We start from the raw sequence: 19,036 nt of genomic DNA, 5'->3' as shown, positions 1-19,036 counted from the left end.
GGGCGCGATTCTCTCGGCCGGATCGGCGTCAGCCGTTCGGCACTCCCCTATTTCTGCAGCAGGGTTTTTACTTGGATCAATGCGCTCGGATCGTCCAGCGTCGTCAGGTCGCCCGGATCACGCCCCTCGGCCACAGCCTGCAGCGCGCGGCGCAGCAGCTTGCCCGATCGCGTCTTGGGCAGCAGCGTCACGAAGTAGACGCGCGCCGGCCGCGCCACCGCACCCAGCTGGGCGTCGACATGCTTCATGACCTCGCCCTCCAGCGCGAGCGAGGCTTGGCCGGGGTCGCGCAACACCACGAAGGCGATGGCGACCTGGCCCTTGAGTTGATCAGCCACGCCGACGACGGCGACCTCGGCCACCGCCTTGTGGCCCGAAATGCATTCCTCGATCTCACGCGTACCCAGGCGGTGGCCGGCCACATTGATGACGTCGTCCGTGCGGCCGAGGATGAAGGTGTAGCCGTCGGCATCGCGCAGGCCCCAGTCGAAGGTGGAGTACAGCTCGCGGCCCGGCACGCTCTTCCAATAGGTGTTGACGAAGCGCGCGTCGTCGCCCCAGACCGTCTGCAACGTGCCCGGCGGCAGCGGATGCTCGATGACGAGCACGCCCTTCTGGTTGGGCTCGGTGAGCTCGGCGCCGGTGTTCTCGTCGAGCAGCTTCACGTCATAGCCATACATCGCCACGCCGGGCGAGCCCAGGCGCGTCGGCACGGCTTCGACACCCGGGATGTGGTGGGCCACCGTCAGCAGCGGCCAGCCGGTCTCGGTCTGCCAGTAGTTGTCGATGATCGGGACGCCAAGACCGTCGGCGATCCAGCTTGCCGTGGGCTCGTCCAGCGGTTCACCGGCCAGGAAGAGCGCACGCAGCGACGAGAGGTCGTGGCGCTTGAGCAGCGCGGCGTCATGCTTCTTCAGCACGCGCACCGCCGTCGGCGCGCTGAACATGACGGTCACCTTGTATTTCTCGACCAGGCTCCACAGCACGGCTGCGTCAGGGTTGACCGGCGTGCCCTCGTACATCAGCGTCGCCATGCCGGCGATCAGTGGCCCGTAGACGATATAGCTGTGGCCCACGACCCAGCCGATGTCGCTGGTGGAGAAATAGGTCTCGCCCGGCTTGCCACCGAAGATCCAGTCCATGCTGGTGGCCAGCGCCACCGCATGGCCGCCGACGTCCCGCTGCACGCCCTTGGGCCTGCCTGTCGTGCCGCTGGTGTAGAGGGTATAGCTTGGCGTGTTGGACTCGAGCCAGACGCAGGGCACGCAGGCGTCGGCATGCTGGCGGCGCAGCGCGGCGTAGTCCAGGTCGCGGCCAGCCACACGCTCAAAGGGCACCAGGCCGCGGTCCACCATCAGCACCGCGGCCGGCTTGTGCGCGGACAACTGAATGGCCTCGTCGAGCAGCGGCTTGTAGGGCAGCGTCTTGCCGGCGCGGCTGCCCGCGTCGGCGCTGACGATGAGTTTCGGCGTCGCGTCCTCGATGCGGCTGGCCAGGCTGACCGATGCGAAGCCTCCGAACACGACCGAATGGATGGCGCCGATGCGCGCACAGGCCAGCATCGCGAACGCGGCCTCCGGAATCATGGGCATGTAGATCAGCACGCGGTCGCCGGCGCCCACCCCCTGCGCGACCAGCATGGCGGCCATCACCTCGACCTCAGCCTGCAGTTCGGCAAAGCTGTAGACCTTTTCCTGCCCGACTTCGGTCGACACCCAGATCAGCGCACGGTCGTCGGGCCGCGTGGCGGCATGCCGATCCACCGCGTTGTGGCAGAGATTGGTCGTGCCACCGACGAACCAACGTGCGAACGGTGGGTTGCTTGCATCACAGATTTGCTGCGGTGGCGTCTGCCAATCAATGCGCCTGGCTTGCTCGGCCCAGAAGGCGTCGCGCTCGCTCAACGATCGTCTGTGGAATTCGGCATAGGACTTGGTCATGCGGGGAGTGTGAATCCGAGGCACTGACGGCAATCTGACCTTTCGCAACACCTTGGCGTGATGAATTGCAGGGTTTTTACGGGGTTCACCGTCGGCCAAGCCGGGGTTTGCCCTGAAAATCGCGCGCTTTACGTCCGCTTCGATTGACGGTGCCAGGGTGCCCCCCTAACCTCCGCGCCGCTGTCCCACTCCGCTATCGCGACCGCCCACGGTCCGCCCCGGTTTCTCTCTTCCTGAATGCCCTTGTCTGCTGCCCTGCTGAACCGCATCGCTGTTGCCGGCCTCCTGGCCGCCAGCTTTGCTGCGCATGCGCAAGGCGTGGCCCAGGCCGCGACAGTCACGCCGCCACCAGGCACGATGACGGGAGCCTACGGCCAGAGCCTGCAGCAGCAGGCCGCCACGGACAAGGCCAACACCCAGCCGGCAGGCGCCACCAAGCCCGCAACGGCCCAGGATGCCGTCAGCCGCTTCCTCAGCGAACGCGGCCTGCTGGCCAGCGCTGAATCGGGCGGGTCATCTCGCCTGCTGGCCAGCGTGCGCGACACCGCGTCCGACCTGGTGCTGTCGGCCATGAACTTCCTCGGCGTGCGCTACACGCGCGGCGGCAATTCGGTCGAGAACGGCTTTGACTGCAGCGGCTTCACCCGCCACATCTTCGAGATGAGCGTGGGCCTGGTGCTGCCGCGCCGCGCCGACGAACAGGCCAAGGACAGCAGCCTGCTGCCCATCCACCAGAACGAACTCAAGCCTGGCGACCTGGTGTTCTTCAACACGATGAAGCGCACCTTCAGCCATGTGGGCATCTATGTCGGCGAAGGCAAGTTCATCCACGCCCCGCGCACCGGCAGCGCCGTGCGGGTGGAAGACATGCGCGATTCCTACTGGGCCAAGCGCTTCACGGGCGCACGCCGCGCAGACCTGAAGGCGGCAGCCGGCGAAGGCCCGGTCACGCGCTGACTCCGCCGTTCTCGCGCCAGGACTGCGAGAGCAACTCCTTGACGCAGCCCAGCTTGGCTTTCGCGAGCAGCAGCTTCACGCCGCAGCGTCTGGCGCCCCAGAACAGCGGCTCAACGACGCCGGCCTCACGATCGATCCACGCATCGCGCGAATCCTCGTCCTTGATGAAGACGCGCAGCTCCGCGCCGTCGGGCGTCATCGTCGCGAAGATCTTGCCTTTCGCGCCTGGCAGCCGGAAGGACGTCAGTTCGTGATGAGGCGTTTCGACCGCACCGGGCAGGCCCAAGGCGATTGCTCGGGCCTGCGCTGCGTTCATCCCGCGATGCGCTTGGCCACCAAGGTCAGGATTTCGTAGCTCGCGCAGAGCTCGTCACGCTGGTTGGTCACGGCCACGTCCCAGCCGATGACGCCTTGCGCGGGCTGGTCGTCGCGCGGCGGGCGGTCGATCTTGCGCTTGGCGGTCAGGCGTGCCTGGATGGTGTCGCCGATCGCCACGGGCGTGACGAAGCGCAGATTCTCCAAGCCGTAGTTCGCGAGCACCGGGCCCGGCGCCGGGCTGACGAACAGGCCTGCCGCGGCCGACAGCACGAAGTAGCCGTGGGCGATGCGCTTGCCGAAGGGCGATTCCTTGGCCGCCACTTCGTCGAAGTGCATGTAGAAGTAGTCGCCCGACAGGCCACCAAAGGCGACGATGTCGGCCTCGCCCACCGTGCGGCGATGCGTCAGCAGGCTCATGCCCACCTCGACGTCCTCGAAGTAGCGACGGAAGGGATGGATGTCGCTCTCGGTGACTGCGCCGCCGCGCTGGTACTCACCGGTGATAGCCGAGATCATCGTCGGCGAGCCCTGCACGGCGCAGCGCTGCAGGTAGTGCTTCACGGCGCGCAGGCCGCCCAGTTCCTCGCCGCCGCCCGCGCGGCCGGGGCCGCCGTGCTTGAGCTTGGGCAGCGGCGAACCATGGCCGGTGTTCTCCAGCGCGGCTTCGCGGTCCAGCACCAGCATGCGGCCATGCCAGGCGGCAAAGGTCGGCACAGCTTGCGCAGCGAGCGCCGGCGTCTTCGTGCAGATGGTGCCGACGAGGCTGCCGCGGCCCAGCGTTGCCAGGTGCAGGGCCTCCTCGAAATCGCCATAGGGCAGCAGCGTCGTCACCGGGCCGAAGGCTTCCAGGTGGTGGGCGTCGCTCGCAGCCGAGTCGCGGGCCAGCAGCAGCGTCGGGGCGAAGAACGCGCCGTCGCTGACACCTTCGCCCTTGGGCGCAAAACCGTCGCGCCCGGACAGCAGCAGCTCGCAGTTCTTGGCCAGTTGGGCCACGCGTTCGGCCACGTCGGCCTGCTGCGCCTTGCTGGCCAGCGCGCCCATGCGCACGCCTTCGACAGCCGGGTCACCCACCACCGTCTTGGACAAGCGCGCCTTCAGTGCAGTGGCCACCGCATCGATGCGGTTGGCGGGCACGATGGTGCGGCGGATGGCCGTGCACTTCTGGCCGGCCTTGGCCGTCATCTCGCGCGCCACCTCCTTGATGAATAGGTCGAACTCCGGGTCATCCGGCGTCACGTCGGGCGCGAGGATGGCGCAGTTCAGGCTATCGGCCTCGGCGTTGAAGGGGATGCTCTTCTTCAGCAGGTTCGGGTGGGCCTTCAGCATCAGCGCGGTGTCGGCGCTGCCGGTGAAGGTGACCACGTCGGCCTCGTCCAGGCGCTCGAACAGATCGCCCGTGCCGCCGATGATGAGCTGCAGCGCGCCGGCGGGCACGAGGCCGGAATCCACGATGACGCGCACGCAGGCCTCGGCGACATAGCTGGTGGCCGTGGCAGGCTTGACCAGGCAAGGCATGCCGGCCAGGAAGCTCGGCGCGAACTTCTCCAGCATCCCCCACATCGGGAAGTTGAAGGCGTTGATGTGCAGGGCCACGCCCCGCTTGGGCACCATCACATGGCTGCCGATGAAGTGGTTGTTGGCACCCAGCCGCATGGCCGGGCCCTCGTGCAGCACATTGCTGCTGGGCAGGTCCTTGCCGCCGATGGAGGCGTAGGCAAACAAGGTGCCGATGCCGCCCTCGATGTCGATCCAGGAGTCGCTGCGCGTCGCACCGGTGTGGGCGCTGATCGCGTACAGCTCTTCCTTGCGCTCCATCAGGTAGGCGGCCAACGCCTTCAGCACGCGGGCGCGGTCCTGGAAGTGCGTGCGCAACAGGCCAGGCAGGGCCGTGCCGCGCGCGAAGGCCATGGCCTCGGCGAAGTCCAGGCCCTCTTCATGCGTATGCGCAACCACGCGGCCGTTGATCGCGCTGGCCAGTGGCTTGGCCGCTCGTTCACCGACCCAGCGGCCGGCGATGTAACTTTGAAGCGTACTCACTTGATGAGTTTCCAAGCGCCGTTTTCGATCTGCACCATCACGCGAGCGCGCTGGTCCAGGCCCAGGTGGTCACCTGACGACATGTTGTAGACGCCATGCGCGCCGGCCAGGTTCTTCACGTTTTCCAGCGCATCGCGCAGCGCGGCGCGGAAGGCCGGCGTGCCGGGCTGGGCCTTCTTCAGCGCCTCGGGCGCGGCGGCGGCGAGCAGCAAGCCGGCGTCCCAGGCATGGCCACCGAAGGTCGAGACCGAGCCCTTGCCGTGGGCGGCCTCGTACTTGGCGATGTAGTCCTGGGCGCTCTTCTTCACCGGGTGGTCGGCCGGCAGCTGGGCCGCGACGAGCACCGGGCCAGCGGGCAGCAGCGTGCCTTCGACATCCTTGCCGCCGACCCGCAGGAAGTCGTTGTTGGCGATGCCATGGGTCTGATAGATCTTGCCGGCATAGCCGCGCTCCCTGAGCGCCTTCTGCGGCAGCGCGGCGGGCGTGCCCGAGCCGGCGATCAGGATGGCGTCGGGCTTGGCGGCTACCAGCTTGAGCACCTGGCCGGTGACCGACGTGTCCGTGCGGTTGTAGCGTTCGCTCGCGACGACGTTGAGCTTCTTCGTCGCAGCGATCTTGTTGAACTCGCCCCACCAGCCTTCACCATAGGCGTCGGCAAAGCCGATGAAGCCGGCCGTCTTGATGCCGTTGTCGACCATGTGGGTCACGATGGCCAGCGCCATCATGATGTCGTTCTGCGGCGTCTTGAAGACCCAGCGCTTTTTCGCGTCGACAGGCTCGACGATGCGTGCCGAAGCGGCCATCGAGATCATCGGCGTCTGCGCTTCTGACACCGCATCGATCATCGCCAGCGAATTGGGCGTGACGGTGGAACCGATGACGATGTCGACCTTGCTGTCGGTGATGAGCTTGCGCGTGTTGGCGACGGCCGTCGTCGTGTCGGAGGCGTCGTCCAGCACGATGTAGTGGACCTTCTGGCCGCCGATGGTGGTCGGCATCAGGGCGACGGTGTTCTTCTCCGGGATCCCGAGCGAGGCCGCCGGGCCGGTGGCCGACAACGTGACGCCGACGGTGATGTCAGCCTGGGCCGCCAGGCTCAGCGTGGCCGCCAGGGCCAGGGCGAGTTGCTTGAATCGCTTCATGGGGTCGTCTCCTCGGGATGTCATCGGGGTTATGGAATGAGGGCGGGCTGGCGCAGTTGCACCGCGCCGAGCCCACCAAAGAACAGGTCACTGACCAGGGTGGCGAGCGCCTCGTGCGAGAGCTCGCCGTCGGGCCGCAGCCAGGTGAAGGTCCAGTTGATCATGCCAAAAAGCAGCATGGTCAGTGGCTTGTGCAGGTTGGCGTCGCGCAGTTCGGGACGCACCTGGCAGACTGCCGCCGCGAACTCGCTGACGACGCGGCGCTCCACGTCGAGCAGGCGCTCGCGCTCGGCATCGGCCAGGAACTTGATCTCGCTGGTCAGCACGCGGTGCTGGGCCTGGGCGTCGGCATAGGAGCGCGTGAAGCGCTCGATGAGGGCGCGCAGCTGCGCGTCGGGCGTCAGCTGCCGGGACTTGACCTCTTCGACCAGGGCCAGCAGCGCATGCACATGGCTATCGCAGATCTGGGCCAGCAGCTCCTGCTTGTCCTGGAAGTAGTGGTACAGCGTCGGCTTGGCCACGCCGCAGGCCTCGGCGACCTGGTTCATCGACGTGGCGCTGAAGCCCTGCTCGGCAAACAGGCGGGCGGCGGCGGCGAGGATGTCCTCGCGTTGGGCTTCGAAGCCGGGGGCGCGTTTGCGTGCCATCAGCGTTCGTCGAAGGAAATCACGACCCGCTCCGTCAACGGATGGGCCTGGCAGCTCAGGATGAAGCCGGCGGCGACCTCGGCCTTGTCCAGCGCGAAGTTCTTGTCCATGCGCACCTCGCCCTCGATGAGCTTGCAACGGCAGGTGGAGCAGACGCCGCTCTTGCACGAGAACGGCACATCCATGCCTTCGCGCGCAGCGGCGTCGAGCAGGCTGGGGTCGCTGGAATGGAACTCGATCTCGCGCGACAGGCCGTCGCGGATGACGGTCACGCGGGCCTGGGGCGCGTCGCCAGGCTTGACCTCGTGGGGCACGGGTTTGCCGGATAGCGTCTCCGGCGTGCCGAAGCGCTCGACGTGGATGCGCTCGGCCGGGATGCCCGAGCCGACCAGCGCAGCCTCGGCCTGGTCATTCATCTCGAAGGGGCCGCAGACGAAGACTTCGTCAATGCTCGCCGCCGGCACCGGGCCGGCGAGGAAGGCGCTGAGCTTGCCGGCATCCAGGCGACCGCCGTACAGCGGCGCATCGACCACCTCGCGGCTGAAGACCAGGTGCAGCGACAGCCGCGTCATGAAGCGGTTCTTCAGGTCTTCGAGTTCTTCCTTGAACATCGTCGACGCGGTGCGACGGTTCGAATAGATCAGCGTCGCGCGGGCATTCGGCTCGCGCTCCAGCAGCGCCGTCAAGATGGCGATGATGGGCGTGATGCCCGAGCCGCCGGCGATGAAGAGCACATGGCGCCCCTCGGCCTGTGCTGCTGGCATCAAGAAGCGCCCTTGCGGCGGGTAGGACTCGATGACGTCGCCGGCCTTGAGCTGCTCATGCACCCAGCTGGAGAAGGCGCCGCCATCGACGCGGCGGATACCGACCTGCAGGCGGCGGTCGGAGCAGATGGAGTAACTGCGGCGCAGCTCCTGGCCACCGACGCTGGCGCGCAGGGTCAAGTACTGGCCGGGTTCGAAGCCGAAACCGTCAGCAGGCGCTTCGAAGCCGACGACCATGGCGTCGTCAGTGTCGCGCTCGACGGAGGTCACACGCAGGGGGTGGAAATGGAGGGCCATCTCAGTGCCCGCCCGGCCGCCCGAAGGGCACTGGCGCCCCCTCGGGGGGCAGTGAACGAAGTGAACGTGGGGGCGTCATGTTCTAGATCGGCTTGAAGTATTCGAAGGGTTCGAGGCACTCGATGCAGCGCCACGTGGACTTGCATGCGGTGGAGCCGAAGCGGGAGAGTTGTTCCGTGCGGCCGCTGTCGCAACGCGGGCAGCGCAGGCGCGGCACGATGCGGATGGCTTGCTCGCCACTGCACTGCGGCGGCACGATGCCGTACTGCTGCAGCTTCTCGCGGCCCTCGGGCGTGATCCAGTCGGTGCTCCACGCCGGCGCACGCTGCATCGTGACGGTCACGTCGCCAAACTCAGCCAGCGCCGCCCGCACGTCGTCGGCGATCAGCTCGGTCGCCGGGCAGCCGCTGTAGGTCGGCGTCAGCACCACCTCGACGCCCGACGCCGTCTCGCGCAGCTCGCGCACGATGCCCAGTTCCACCAGGCTGACCGCCGGGATCTCGGGGTCGGGCACGGCGTTGAGCTTGGCGCGGGCGGCCAGGAGCCTGGAAGGTGGCGGGCATGGCACGCGGTGGGCCGGCAAGGGGTCGGTGGCAAGGCGCGATGCGCAGCCCGGGCCGTCAGCCCGGGCAAGCGGCGCAACGCCGCCAACGGCCTCTTGCAGGCCCACCCCGGAGGGCTGCGGATACGCAGCGCGGGCCGTGGACGCCGCCTTCCAGGCTCCTTGATTCACCACACGCCTCCGGGATACATGCGCTGCAGGTGCTGCATCGTCGCCAGCATGTGGCCCATGTGTTCGCTGTGGATGCCGTCAATGCCACGCGGCTGCATCGCGCTTTCGCGCGGCAGCGTGAGCGTGGCTTCGGCCATCAGCGTGGCCCAGCGGGCGCGCCATTCAGGCTCCAGCTCGTTCCATGCGGGGCCGACGCCGTCGACACCATCGGCGGCGAACAGTTCGTTGAAGTACGGCCACAGCACGTTCAGCGCCGCCTGCATGCGCGCCTTGGAATCCTCCGTGCCGTCGCCCAGGCGCACGACCCAGTCGCTGGAATGCTGGCGGTGGTAGCGCACTTCCTTCAGCGACTTGGCGGCAATGCCGGCCAGTTCGGCGTCCAGGCTCGTCTGCAGGCGCCCGTACAGCAGCTCCAGCCAGATCGCCATGGCCGTGTTGCGCAGCACGGTCAGCGCGAAGTCCCGCCCGCCCCCGCCATCGCTCGGGCTCGCCGCCGCATTCGGCAGCTCGACGAGGATGACGTTGCGGTAATCGCGCTCCTCGCGCAGGAAGGCCAATTGGTCTTCATCACGGCCGGCGCCTTCGAGCTTGCCGGCATGCGTCAGCAGCGCACGCGCCTGGCCCAGCAGGTCCAGCGCGATATTGGGCAAGGCCAGGTCTTCCTCCAGCACCGGCGCGTGGCCGGCCCATTCGGACAGCCTCTGGCTGTGGATGAGGCAGGTGTCCGCCAGGCGGAGCACGTAAGTGGTCTTGGCGTCCATCACATGTGGTTGAGCTCATCGGGGAGCTCATAGAACGTGGGGTGGCGGTAGACCTTGTCGTCGGCCGGGTCGAACAGGCTGCCCTTCTCGGTCGGGTCGCTGGCGACGATCTGCTCGGAGCGCACGACCCAGATGCTCGTGCCTTCCTGGCGGCGCGTGTAGACGTCGCGCGCCATCTGGATGGCCATGGCCGAGTCGGGCGCGTGCAGGCTGCCGCAGTGCTTGTGGTCCAGGCCCGCCTTGCTGCGGACGAACACTTCCCACAGCGGCCATTCGTTTTTTGGATTGCTCATCTTGTTGTTCCTCAGGCCGCTTCGGCCTTGACGGCTTGCTTGCGCGCATGGGCCAGGGCGGCATCGCGCACCCAGGCGCCGTCGTCCCAGGCCTTGTTGCGGGCGGCCAGGCGCTCGCGGTTGCAGGGGCCTTCGCCGCCCACCACGCGCCAGAACTCGCTCCAGTCGATCTCGCCGAAGTCATAGCTGTCGCGCTCGGCATTCCACTTGAGCGCCGGGTCCGGCACGGTCACGCCGAGGATGTCGGCCTGTGGGATGGTCGCGTCGACGAACTTCTGGCGCAGCTGGTCGTTGGTGACGCGCTTGATGCCCCAGCGCATGCTCTGCTCGGAGTTGGGCGAGTCCTTGTCGGCCGGGCCGAACATCATCAGCGACGGCCACCACCAGCGGTTCACGGCGTCCTGCACCATGGCTTTCTGCGCGGCGCTGCCGTGGGTCATCATCGTCAGCAGGCTCTCGTAGCCCTGGCGCTGATGAAAACTCTCCTCGCGGCAGACGCGGATCATGGCCCGCGCATACGGCGCATAGGAGCAGCGGCACAGCGGCACCTGGTTCATGATGGCCGCGCCGTCCACCAGCCAGCCGATGACGCCGATGTCGGCCCAGGTCAGCGTGGGGTAGTTGAAGATGGAGCTGTACTTGGCCTTGCCCGACAGCAGCGCCTCGGTCATCTCGTCGCGGCTGGTGCCCAGGGTCTCGGCGGCGGCGTAGAGGTAGAGACCATGGCCGCCCTCGTCCTGCACCTTGGCCAGAAGAATCGCCTTGCGCTTGAGCGTCGGCGCTCGCGTGATCCAGTTGCCCTCGGGCAGCATGCCGACGATCTCGCTGTGCGCGTGCTGGCTGATCTGGCGCACCAGCGTCTTGCGGTAGTGCTCAGGCATCCAGTCCTTGGCCTCGATGAAGTCACCGGCATCGATGCGGGCTTCAAACGCTTCCTCGCGCTGCAGGTCTTCGGCGCTCTTCACGACCTTCGGCTTGGCCTCGCGGGCCATCAGGTCCATCGCTTGCGTGTACATCGCTCGCTCCTTACTTCTTGCGTTGGTCCACCACGCGCCGGGCCTTGCCGACCAGCGTGCGCTCGATGGAGTTGTTCGGTTCGACCTGCACCGTGGCGGTCACGCCGATCAGGTTCTTGATGCGCTCGGACAGGCGCCGTCCGATGCCGTCGTCCATGGCGCCGAGTGCCAGCTCACAACGGATGACGAGTTCGTCCAGATGTCCGTCACGGCTGACGACCAGCTGGTATTGCCCGCCCAGGCCCTTTTCCTGCAGCACCAGCTCCTCGACCTGGGTCGGGAACAGGTTGACGCCGCGGATGATCAACATGTCGTCGCTGCGGCCGACGATCTTGCCCATGCGGCGCATGCTGCGGGACGTGGGCGGCAGCAGGCGCGTCAGGTCGCGGGTGCGATAGCGGATGACGGGCATCGCTTCCTTGCTCAGCGACGTGAACACCAGTTCGCCTTCGGCCCCATCGGGCAGCACCTCGCCCGTCTCGGGGTCGATGATCTCGGGGTAGAAATGGTCTTCCCAGATGACCGGGCCGTCCTTGCTCTCGACGCACTCGCTGGCCACGCCCGGGCCCATCACTTCGGACAGGCCGTAGATGTCCACCGCGTCGATGCCGGCGCTGGCCTCGATGTCGCGGCGCATCGCCTCGGTCCAGGGTTCGGCGCCGAAGATGCCGACCTTCAGCGAGGACTCGCGCGCATCCAGCCCCTGGCGGGTGAACTCCTCCACCAGCACCTGCATATAGCTGGGCGTCACCATGATGATGTCGGGCTTGAAATCGGTGATCAGCTGCACCTGCTTCTCGGTCTGGCCGCCGCTCATCGGGATGACGGTGCAGCCCAGGCGCTCAGCGCCGTAATGCGCACCCAGGCCGCCGGTGAACAGGCCGTAGCCATAGGCCACGTGCACCAGGTCGCCCGCGCGGCCACCGGCGGCGCGGATGGAGCGCGCCACGAGGTTGGCCCAATGGTCGATGTCCTTCAGCGTGTAGCCCACCACCGTGGGCTTGCCCGTCGTGCCGGACGAGGCGTGGATGCGCGCCAGTTGCTGACGCGGCATCGCGAACGTGCCGAACGGGTAGTTGGCACGCAGGTCGTGCTTGGTCGTGAACGGGAACTTCGCCAGGTCGGCGAGCGTCTTCAGGTCGGACGGATGCACGCCTGCCTCGTCGAACTTGGCCTTGTAGTGCGGCACATGGTCGTAGGCGTGCTGCAGGCTCCAGCGCAGGCGTTCGAGCTGCAGCGCCTGCAGCTCATCGCGGCTGGCGGTTTCGATGGCTTCGAGCTCTCCGGGGCGCGGACCTTTGACCGTCATGCTTCGAACACCTTTCTGTCGCCCAACCGGTATGAGCGGCCACGGAACACGGCGATGAGATCACCGTTCTGGTTCTTCACCGTGATGTCGTAAAGCCCCGTGCGGCCGGCCAGCGATGTTTCCTCGGCGGTGGCGGTCAGCACATCGCCGAGCCTGGCCGACTTCAGGATATCGATGCCAAAGCCGGAGGCCACCGTCAGCGCATTGCGGCTGTTGCAGGCAAAGGCAAAGGCGGAGTCCGCGAGCGTCGCGATCAGGCCGCCGTGGCAGATGGCAAAGCCGTTGAGCATGTCGGCGCGCACGGTCATCGCCGCAACCGCGCGGCCGGGGCCGACCTCGGCGATCTGCATGCCCAACATCTTGCTCGCCGCATCGTCGGTGAGCATGACGTCGCGGACCTTTTCGGCAACGGCTTGCGCATCCATCAGCGGTCCTTGAACTCGGGCTTGCGCTTGTCCATGAAGGCCGCCACGCCTTCGAGATAGTCATGCGAAAAGCCGAGCTGGCTTTGCAGCGCCGCCTCGAGCTTGAGGGCGGGCTCGAAGTCGAGCTTCATTGCTTCGTCCAGCGCGCGGCGCGTCTCGACCAGCGCACGCGTGGGCATGCCGGCCAGCTTCTGCGCGATGGCCATGGCGGTGTCCTGCAATTCGGCGTCGGGCACCACGCGCGAGATCAAACCCAGCCGCTCAGCCTCCACCGCCTTGAGCTTGTCGCCCAGCAACGCCAGCTCCAGCGCCTTGGCACGGCCGACGAGGCGCGGCAGCAGCCAGGTACCGCCGCAGTCCGGCAGCAGGCCGATCTTGGAGAAGGCCTGCAGGAAGCTGGCGCTCTCGGCCGCCAGCACGAGGTCGCAGCCGAAGGCCATGTTGGCGCCAGCACCGGCCGCCACGCCGTTGACGGCGGCCACCACCGGCACCGGCATGCTGCGCAGCCGCAGCGCCAGCGGGATGTAGTAATGGTCCAGCATGTGGCCGATGTCCTTCGGAGCCGCACCGGGCTCGCGGCTGGGCGCCACATGCGGGTCGGCCAGATCCTGGCCGGCGCTGAAGGCGCGGCCGGCGCCGGTGATCAGCACGCAGCGCGTGGCGCTGTCCTCGGCCGCCGCTTCCAGTGCCTGGCGGAGCTGGCCCAGCATGGCCGCAGTGAAGGCATTGAGCGCCTCGGGGCGGTTCAGGCGCAGCAGGCGCACGCCACCATGCTGTTCGATCTGGATCAGGTGTTCGGACATGGAATTTCTCTACCGACCGGTCGGTTAATCGTAGGAGCCTACGGGATTGGGATCAAGTAGCGCCAGGGAAAACCCTAGTCTTTGGCGATCTCAACGCGGTCCGCGAGCGCAGTGACCAGGGCTGGCCGCGGCGGCGCAAAACCGGGCACCGTGCAGGCGGCAGCCCCGGCTGCCAGAGCCCACCGCAGGTGATGCCCGGCTGGCGCACCGGCATTGCGCATCAGGCTGTCCAGCAGGCCGGCCAGGGCCGAATCGCCGGCGCCAACGGTGTCCACCACGTCCACTCGCGGCGGCCGGCCCGTGGCCTCCTCGACACCGTGATACAGCGTCGCCCCCACCTCGCCGCGCGTCAGCAGCAGCCAGGCACCAGGGTTCCAAGCGGCGATTTGGGCCAGGCCTGAGCGGTAGTCAGGCACGCGGAACAACCCGCGCAGGTCCTCGTCGGACACCTTGATGACATCGGCCAGCCGGCACATCTGCTCCAGCGTGTCGTCGTAGCTCGCGTCCATCGGCGGCGCGCGGAAGTTGGGGTCGTAGCTGATGAGACGACCCTCGCTCTTCAGCGCCTCAGCCAGTGACAGCAGCCGCCCCGCCAGCGGCTGGCGCACCAGGCCCAGGCTGCCGAAATGGGCCCAGCGCAGCCCACGCGTCCAGCCCATGGGCAGGCCTTCGGGGCGGAAATGCAGGTCGGCGCTGTCGTGGCCGATGAAGAAATAGCGCGGCGGGTCGACCTCGTGCACCACAGCCAGCAGCGGCGGCCGTGCCAACTGCTGAATGAAGCGCATGTCCAGGTTGGCCTCCTGGCTGCACTGCCAGATCTCGGCACCGAAAGGGTCCTGGCTGATGGCACCGGCAAAGGCACTCAGCTGGCCCAGCGTTGACATCGCGACCGCCACATTCCAGGGCGAACCGCCGCAGGCGCTGCGCCAGCGGTCCGGCCCGATGCGGATCAGATCGGTCAGCGCTTCGCCAAACGCAATGAACTGCGGCAGGTCGGGGTGAAGGATCTCGGCCATTCGTGCCGATTCAAACGCGCCCGGGCAACCGCCGCAAGTGCCAGGAGTGCCAGGAGATTCGCCCGCTGACACAATCCCGGCATGACCGCCCGCGTGATTCCCCTGCACGACGCTCGCTCGCTACGCGTCGAGCCGCCGGCCTTGGCCAGCCAGACCGGTCTCCCACTGGCCGACGTGCTAGGCCGGCCGCTGCGTGACCTGCGCATCTCGGTCACGGACCGCTGCAATTTCCGCTGCGGCTACTGCATGCCGAAGCAGGTTTTTGACAAACACCATGAATTCCTGCCCCATGCCGATCTCCTCAGTTTTGAGGAGATCGAGCGGCTGGCCCGGGTCTTCGTCGGCCTGGGCGTCGAAAAACTGCGCATCACCGGCGGCGAACCGACGCTGCGCCGCCACCTCGAAACCCTGATCGGGATGCTGGCCCAGCTGCGCACGCCCGATGGCCGCGAGCTGGACCTGACGCTGACCACCAACGGCTCGACGCTGGTGAAAAAGGCGGCCAGTTTGCGGGCCGCCGGGCTGAAGCGCCTGACCGTCAGCCTGGACGGGCTGGACGACGCCGTCTTCCAACGCATGAACGACGTCGGCTTTCCCGTGGCGGACGTGCTGGCCGGCATCCACGCGGCGCAGGCCGTGGGCCTGGGGCCGATCAAGGTCAACATGGTCGTGCAGCACGGCGTCAACGACGACCAGATCCTGGCGATGGCGCGCCACTTCAGGCATAGCGGCATCGTGCTGCGCTTCATCGAATACATGGACGTCGGCGCCACCAACGGCTGGCGCATGGACCAGGTGCTGCCGAGTAGCGAGGTGCAGCGGCGCATCGCGGCGGAGTTCCCCATCACGCCGCTGTCGCACAGCGCTCCAGGCGAGACGGCCGAGCGCTGGGCCTATGCCGACGGCGCCGGTGAGATTGGCTTCATCTCCAGCGTGACCCAGGCCTTCTGCGGCGACTGCAACCGCGCCCGGCTGTCGACCGAAGGCCGGCTCTACACCTGCCTGTTCGCCCACCGCGGGCATGATTTGCGCGGCCTGCTGCGTGGCGATGAATCGGTCACCGACGGGCAACTCGCCAGTGCCATCGCCGGCGTCTGGAGCGGCCGTGTGGACCGCTACTCCCAACTGCGCGGCCAGGGCGATCCGACGCCTGATGGCGAACGCCGCGTCGAGATGCATTACATCGGTGGATGAGCTTCACGCCCTCGTTCTGGCCGGCGGGCGCGGCTCGCGCATGGGCGGTGCGGACAAGGGCTTGCAGCTGTTGCACGGCCGCCCGCTCGTCAGTCACGTCATCGAGCGCCTGGCACCGCAGGCGCGCCATGTGCTGATCAGCGCCAACCGCAACCTGGACAGCTACCGCGCCTTGGGCCACGAAGTGCTGCCTGACCCGCCTGGGCTTGAGTTCGCCGGCCCGCTGGCCGGCATGTTGGCCGGCCTCGCCGCCCTCCCCGACGACGCCTGGCTGCTGACCGCGCCTTGCGACTGCCCTCACCTGCCGCTGGATCTGGCCCGGCGCCTGCTGGCCGTCGCGAAGCCCCATGGCCTCGCCTTCGCCCAGGCCGGGCGCGAACACCCGACCCATGCGCTGCTGCATGCCCGACTGCGCGAACCGTTGAGAGCCCATCTCGACGCCGCTGGTCGGGCCGTGCTCGGCTGGATGAGCGGCCGGCCCCATGGCATCGCACACTTCGACGACGAAACCGCCTTCGCCAACTTGAACCACCTCACCGATCTGCATGACTGAGGCCCATATCCGTCCCATGCTCGAGCCCGACCTGCTCGCCTACAAAGCGCTGCGCGACGCCATGCTGGCCGGCCACCCCGAGGCCTTCACGTCAGACGCCGAGACCGAAGGCCAGCGCGACCTGTCCAGCTACCGCAACCGCCTGGCCGGCGGCAGCAAGGGCGGCACGTTGTTCACGCTGGTGGCGCTGGACGACGCCCGCCTCGTCGGCGCGCTGACCTGCGAACGCGAACCGCGTGTGAAGGTGCAGCACATCGCCCACCTGATCGGCATGATGGTGTCCGACACCCATCGCGGTCGCGGCATCGGTCGGACCCTGCTCATCGCGGCCATCGCCAAGCTCAAGGCCACGCCCGGCCTGGCCCAGGTCACGCTGAGCGTGACGTCCACCAACCGCGGTGCCATCGGCCTCTACGAGAGCCAGGGCTTCGTGCGCTATGGATGTTTGCCGGACGCGATACGCCTGCCCGACGGGCGCAGGCTGGCCAAGGACTTGATGGTTTTACGGCTCGACTAGCTCGAACTGCACCACCAGCGCGTCCTGCACCGCCAGCAGCCCGCCCAGCACGGTGAACGGCTGGATGCCGAAGTCGCTCTGCCGGATGACCACCTCGCCGCGCGCACGCTTGGCTGCGATCTCGACGACGAACCACTGCCTGCGCGTCGCGCCATGCAGGGTGATCTCCGCCTCGACGACGCGCTGGCCGCCCTCGCCGAGCAGCTGCAGCGTGCGCACGACGACCTCCGGGTGGGCCGCCGCATCCAGCGCCTTCAGCAGATTGGCGCGCGTGCCGGCGCGCGCCTCGTTGTCAACGGTGCTGGCAAAGGCCGGCCCCAGGCGTTCACGCAAGGCCTGCGGGTCAATCTCCAGCGCGTCCAGCCGGAAGCTCAGCATCGGTCCGGCCGCCGGCCAGTCCACGCGCAAGTCACCGGCACGCAGCACGTGGTTGTGGCCCAGGCGCGCCGCCGTGCCGCCGCGAAAGGCGAGGATGCGCAGCTCGTTGATTGCCACCGCACCGGGAGCGGCCGCGGGCGGCGGGCTGGCGCAACCAGCCAGCGCGGCCAGCGTCGCCATCAGTAACAGACGGCGCTTCGGTGTCGTTTGCACACTCAACTCAGGGGTTCTCCGAGGGATTTTGTAAGCCGGCGCACAACGATGCTGCGCCGTGCTGGACTAGCATAGCCACCATCCTCCTCAACGGAGCCTGCCCATGGCCAGCCTGTTCCGCCCCGCCCTCGACCTGATGGCGCAATACGCCGCCTATCACCGCGACCGCCGCAACATCGCGACCCATTTCGTCGGCATTCCCCTCATCGTCTTCGCCATCAGCGTGCTGCTGGCGCGCGCCGAGTTCTCAGTGGGCGACGCGCCGATGAATGCGGCCATCGTGCTGTGGGCCCTCAGCGCGCTCTGGTACCTGACCCGCGGCAACCTGGCACTCGGCGTGGCCACCACGGTCGTCAACGGCATGCTGACGGCACTGGCGATGATCGCGGCCCAGGGTTCGATGACGAGCTGGCTGGTCATCGGTGTCGGCAGCTTCGTCGTCGGCTGGGTGTTCCAGTTCATTGGCCACTATTACGAAGGCAAGAAGCCCGCCTTTGTCGACGACCTCGTCGGCCTGCTCGTCGGCCCGATGTTCGTCGTCGGCGAGGGCATGTTCATGCTGGGCTGGGGCCGTCCGCTGTTGGCCGAGATCGAACGCCGCGTGGGGCCGACGCATCTGCGCGATCTGGCCCACCCCGTCTGATCCGCTGAACCCATGACCGGCGTTCTTGTGATGGGCGCCGGCTCCGTTGGCTGCTTTGTCGGTGGCCTGACCCAACTGGCCGGCGTGCCGGTCCACTTCGTCGGCCGCCCGCGCGTACTGGCCAACCTGCGCAAGCACGGCCTGCGCCTGACCGACCAGGACGGCCTGGACCGCTACATCCCAGCACTCGACCTGCGCCTGCACGAGGAACCGCCCGCCGGCCTCAAGCCCGACCTGGTGCTGCTGTGCGTGAAGTCTGGCGCCACCGCCGAAGCCGCCACGGCCCTGGGCCTGACGCTGCCGCTGGGCACGCCCGTCGTCAGCCTGCAGAATGGCATCGTCAATGCCGATACCGCCCGCGGGGCCGCGCCGCAACTGCACTGGCATGCGGGCATGGTGCCCTACAACATCGCCGAGATCGGACCCGGCCGCTACCACCGTGGCACCGGTGGGTCGCTCGCGGCCGAGGGCTCGGCCGAGGATCTGGCCCTGGCCGCCTGGCAGACGGCCCTGGCCCGCATGGGTATGGGGTTGGAGCTGTATGCGGACCTGGCACCGGTGCAATGGGGCAAGCTGCTGCTGAACCTGAACAACCCCGTCAATGCTTTGTCCGGCCGGCCGCTGCGCGACGAGTTGCTGGAGCGCGGCTACCGCCGCGTGTTGGCGGCGCTGCAGGAGGAAGCCCTCAACCTGCTGAACGCCGCGCAGCGCCCGGTCGCCCAGCTCACGCCACTGCCGCCACGCCGGCTGATCACGCTGCTGCGCATGCCGACCTTCATCTTCCGCCTGGCCGCCGCGCGCATGCTGCGCATCGATGCCAAGGCCCGCTCCAGCATGGCCGACGACCTGACCCAGGGCCGCACGACGGAGATCGACGCGCTGTGCGGCGAGATCGTCCGCCTGGCGCGCAGCCAGGGACGCAGCGCACCGCTGAGTGCACGCATGCTGAACCTCGTCGAGTCCTGGCCCAAGCGCCGCCGGCCGTACACACCGGCCGAGCTGCTGAGCGCTCTAGGTTTGTCCTGAATTGATCCATCTCCGTCTGCCAGCGCGTGGCGGCGGATGCATGATGGCGGAACA

At 67.8% G+C, this 19,036-nt stretch carries 21 protein-coding genes; 6 read left to right on the top strand and 15 right to left on the bottom strand.

Annotated elements, in window-relative coordinates:
- Positions 1-47: 47 nt before the first annotated feature.
- The gene (locus AC1DW0_RS01415) at positions 48-1,940 is read right to left on the bottom strand and encodes a propionate--CoA ligase (protein ID WP_477944632.1); all 1,893 of its coding nucleotides are present in this window, start codon (positions 1,938-1,940) and stop codon (positions 48-50) included.
- Between the two features lie 237 nt (positions 1,941-2,177).
- Here AC1DW0_RS01415 and AC1DW0_RS01410 point away from each other — a divergent pair, with 237 nt between their 5' ends.
- Positions 2,178-2,897, top strand: a complete 720-nt coding sequence (locus AC1DW0_RS01410) for a C40 family peptidase (RefSeq protein WP_457445723.1) — start codon at positions 2,178-2,180, stop codon at positions 2,895-2,897.
- Here the strand turns inward: AC1DW0_RS01410 and AC1DW0_RS01405 are convergent.
- The 13 genes from AC1DW0_RS01405 to AC1DW0_RS01345 form a co-directional block, all read right to left on the bottom strand.
- Positions 2,887-3,183, bottom strand: coding sequence for an MmcQ/YjbR family DNA-binding protein (locus tag AC1DW0_RS01405; RefSeq protein ID WP_457355892.1), 297 nt, complete (start codon positions 3,181-3,183; stop codon positions 2,887-2,889). The genes AC1DW0_RS01410 and AC1DW0_RS01405 overlap by 11 nt on opposite strands.
- A 26-nt stretch (positions 3,184-3,209) precedes the next feature.
- Entirely contained in the window at positions 3,210-5,252 is a 2,043-nt protein-coding gene (gene paaZ, locus AC1DW0_RS01400) for a phenylacetic acid degradation bifunctional protein PaaZ (protein WP_457392997.1), read from the bottom strand.
- The gene (locus AC1DW0_RS01395) at positions 5,249-6,394 is read right to left on the bottom strand and encodes an ABC transporter substrate-binding protein (protein ID WP_056195248.1); all 1,146 of its coding nucleotides are present in this window, start codon (positions 6,392-6,394) and stop codon (positions 5,249-5,251) included. Before AC1DW0_RS01395 ends, paaZ begins: the two co-directional genes overlap by 4 nt.
- A 29-nt stretch (positions 6,395-6,423) precedes the next feature.
- Complete coding sequence (locus AC1DW0_RS01390; protein WP_056195246.1) at positions 6,424-7,041, bottom strand: TetR/AcrR family transcriptional regulator; 618 nt, start codon at positions 7,039-7,041, stop codon at positions 6,424-6,426.
- Positions 7,041-8,102: a 1,2-phenylacetyl-CoA epoxidase subunit PaaE gene (paaE, locus tag AC1DW0_RS01385; protein ID WP_457355896.1), complete on the bottom strand. Its 1,062-nt coding sequence runs from the start codon at positions 8,100-8,102 to the stop codon at positions 7,041-7,043. The genes AC1DW0_RS01390 and paaE overlap by 1 nt, the downstream gene beginning before the upstream one ends.
- A gap of 82 nt (positions 8,103-8,184) precedes the next feature.
- Complete coding sequence (paaD, locus tag AC1DW0_RS01380; protein ID WP_457355897.1) at positions 8,185-8,835, bottom strand: 1,2-phenylacetyl-CoA epoxidase subunit PaaD; 651 nt, start codon at positions 8,833-8,835, stop codon at positions 8,185-8,187.
- Positions 8,832-9,596: a 1,2-phenylacetyl-CoA epoxidase subunit PaaC gene (gene paaC / locus AC1DW0_RS01375; RefSeq protein ID WP_457393004.1), complete on the bottom strand. Its 765-nt coding sequence runs from the start codon at positions 9,594-9,596 to the stop codon at positions 8,832-8,834. Before paaC ends, paaD begins: the two co-directional genes overlap by 4 nt.
- A complete protein-coding gene (gene paaB, locus AC1DW0_RS01370; RefSeq protein ID WP_394471345.1) occupies positions 9,596-9,889 on the bottom strand; it encodes a 1,2-phenylacetyl-CoA epoxidase subunit PaaB in 294 nt (97 codons plus the stop codon). Before paaB ends, paaC begins: the two co-directional genes overlap by 1 nt.
- An 11-nt stretch (positions 9,890-9,900) precedes the next feature.
- Positions 9,901-10,905 (bottom strand): 1,2-phenylacetyl-CoA epoxidase subunit PaaA, encoded by a 1,005-nt coding sequence (paaA, locus tag AC1DW0_RS01365; RefSeq protein WP_477944627.1) that lies wholly within the window; start codon positions 10,903-10,905, stop codon positions 9,901-9,903.
- A gap of 10 nt (positions 10,906-10,915) precedes the next feature.
- Complete coding sequence (gene paaK / locus AC1DW0_RS01360) at positions 10,916-12,214, bottom strand: phenylacetate--CoA ligase PaaK (protein WP_477944625.1); 1,299 nt, start codon at positions 12,212-12,214, stop codon at positions 10,916-10,918.
- The gene (paaI, locus tag AC1DW0_RS01355) at positions 12,211-12,639 is read right to left on the bottom strand and encodes a hydroxyphenylacetyl-CoA thioesterase PaaI (protein ID WP_056195228.1); all 429 of its coding nucleotides are present in this window, start codon (positions 12,637-12,639) and stop codon (positions 12,211-12,213) included. The genes paaK and paaI overlap by 4 nt, the downstream gene beginning before the upstream one ends.
- The gene (locus AC1DW0_RS01350; RefSeq protein WP_477944622.1) at positions 12,639-13,442 is read right to left on the bottom strand and encodes an enoyl-CoA hydratase-related protein; all 804 of its coding nucleotides are present in this window, start codon (positions 13,440-13,442) and stop codon (positions 12,639-12,641) included. The genes paaI and AC1DW0_RS01350 overlap by 1 nt, the downstream gene beginning before the upstream one ends.
- A gap of 74 nt (positions 13,443-13,516) precedes the next feature.
- Positions 13,517-14,458, bottom strand: a complete 942-nt coding sequence (locus tag AC1DW0_RS01345) for a carbohydrate kinase family protein (RefSeq protein WP_457355903.1) — start codon at positions 14,456-14,458, stop codon at positions 13,517-13,519.
- Positions 14,459-14,539: 81 nt separating this feature from the next.
- On the opposite strand from AC1DW0_RS01345, the gene moaA reads away from it, so the two are divergent.
- The 3 genes from moaA to AC1DW0_RS01330 are packed head-to-tail and all read left to right on the top strand — an operon-like array spanning position 14,540 to position 16,722.
- On the top strand, positions 14,540-15,652 hold the full coding sequence (moaA, locus tag AC1DW0_RS01340; protein ID WP_477944620.1) for a GTP 3',8-cyclase MoaA: 1,113 nt from the start codon (positions 14,540-14,542) through the stop codon (positions 15,650-15,652).
- Positions 15,645-16,205 carry a molybdenum cofactor guanylyltransferase MobA gene (gene mobA / locus AC1DW0_RS01335; RefSeq protein WP_457355905.1) on the top strand — a complete coding sequence of 187 codons (561 nt, stop codon included), beginning with the start codon at positions 15,645-15,647 and terminating at the stop codon, positions 16,203-16,205. The genes moaA and mobA overlap by 8 nt, the downstream gene beginning before the upstream one ends.
- Positions 16,206-16,221: 16 nt before the next feature.
- Positions 16,222-16,722: a GNAT family N-acetyltransferase gene (locus AC1DW0_RS01330; RefSeq protein ID WP_056195214.1), complete on the top strand. Its 501-nt coding sequence runs from the start codon at positions 16,222-16,224 to the stop codon at positions 16,720-16,722.
- Here the strand turns inward: AC1DW0_RS01330 and AC1DW0_RS01325 are convergent.
- Positions 16,708-17,313, bottom strand: a complete 606-nt coding sequence (locus AC1DW0_RS01325; RefSeq protein ID WP_477944617.1) for a YceI family protein — start codon at positions 17,311-17,313, stop codon at positions 16,708-16,710. The two genes, AC1DW0_RS01330 and AC1DW0_RS01325, sit on opposite strands and share 15 nt — an antisense overlap.
- Positions 17,314-17,416: 103 nt before the next feature.
- Between AC1DW0_RS01325 and AC1DW0_RS01320 the strand changes: the two genes are divergently transcribed.
- Positions 17,417-17,956, top strand: a complete 540-nt coding sequence (locus AC1DW0_RS01320) for an Mpo1 family 2-hydroxy fatty acid dioxygenase (RefSeq protein WP_457445734.1) — start codon at positions 17,417-17,419, stop codon at positions 17,954-17,956.
- A gap of 12 nt (positions 17,957-17,968) precedes the next feature.
- The gene (locus AC1DW0_RS01315) at positions 17,969-18,982 is read left to right on the top strand and encodes a 2-dehydropantoate 2-reductase (RefSeq protein WP_477944614.1); all 1,014 of its coding nucleotides are present in this window, start codon (positions 17,969-17,971) and stop codon (positions 18,980-18,982) included.
- Positions 18,983-19,036: the final 54 nt, after the last annotated feature.

The organism is Roseateles sp. P4_D2, from assembly GCF_056401875.1.
The sequence above is the reverse complement of the archived record's forward strand: the minus strand, read 5'-3'. Positions and strand labels throughout refer to the sequence as shown.

What these genes read in the sequence shown, in the direction of transcription:
- paaE (WP_457355896.1), bottom strand. Translation starts at nt 8,102, where the DNA reads ATGGCCCTCCATTTCCACCCCCTGCGTGTGACCTCCGTCGAGCGCGAC.
- paaB (WP_394471345.1), bottom strand. Translation starts at nt 9,889, where the DNA reads ATGAGCAATCCAAAAAACGAATGGCCGCTGTGGGAAGTGTTCGTCCGC.
- moaA (WP_477944620.1), top strand. Translation starts at nt 14,540, where the DNA reads ATGACCGCCCGCGTGATTCCCCTGCACGACGCTCGCTCGCTACGCGTC.
- paaA (WP_477944627.1), bottom strand. Translation starts at nt 10,905, where the DNA reads ATGTACACGCAAGCGATGGACCTGATGGCCCGCGAGGCCAAGCCGAAG.
- AC1DW0_RS01415 (WP_477944632.1), bottom strand. Translation starts at nt 1,940, where the DNA reads ATGACCAAGTCCTATGCCGAATTCCACAGACGATCGTTGAGCGAGCGC.
- AC1DW0_RS01330 (WP_056195214.1), top strand. Translation starts at nt 16,222, where the DNA reads ATGCTCGAGCCCGACCTGCTCGCCTACAAAGCGCTGCGCGACGCCATG.
- AC1DW0_RS01320 (WP_457445734.1), top strand. Translation starts at nt 17,417, where the DNA reads ATGGCCAGCCTGTTCCGCCCCGCCCTCGACCTGATGGCGCAATACGCC.
- paaC (WP_457393004.1), bottom strand. Translation starts at nt 9,596, where the DNA reads ATGGACGCCAAGACCACTTACGTGCTCCGCCTGGCGGACACCTGCCTC.
- AC1DW0_RS01390 (WP_056195246.1), bottom strand. Translation starts at nt 7,041, where the DNA reads ATGGCACGCAAACGCGCCCCCGGCTTCGAAGCCCAACGCGAGGACATC.
- AC1DW0_RS01410 (WP_457445723.1), top strand. Translation starts at nt 2,178, where the DNA reads ATGCCCTTGTCTGCTGCCCTGCTGAACCGCATCGCTGTTGCCGGCCTC.
- AC1DW0_RS01350 (WP_477944622.1), bottom strand. Translation starts at nt 13,442, where the DNA reads ATGTCCGAACACCTGATCCAGATCGAACAGCATGGTGGCGTGCGCCTG.
- paaK (WP_477944625.1), bottom strand. Translation starts at nt 12,214, where the DNA reads ATGACGGTCAAAGGTCCGCGCCCCGGAGAGCTCGAAGCCATCGAAACC.
- AC1DW0_RS01315 (WP_477944614.1), top strand. Translation starts at nt 17,969, where the DNA reads ATGACCGGCGTTCTTGTGATGGGCGCCGGCTCCGTTGGCTGCTTTGTC.
- AC1DW0_RS01395 (WP_056195248.1), bottom strand. Translation starts at nt 6,394, where the DNA reads ATGAAGCGATTCAAGCAACTCGCCCTGGCCCTGGCGGCCACGCTGAGC.
- AC1DW0_RS01345 (WP_457355903.1), bottom strand. Translation starts at nt 14,458, where the DNA reads ATGGCCGAGATCCTTCACCCCGACCTGCCGCAGTTCATTGCGTTTGGC.
- paaI (WP_056195228.1), bottom strand. Translation starts at nt 12,639, where the DNA reads ATGGATGCGCAAGCCGTTGCCGAAAAGGTCCGCGACGTCATGCTCACC.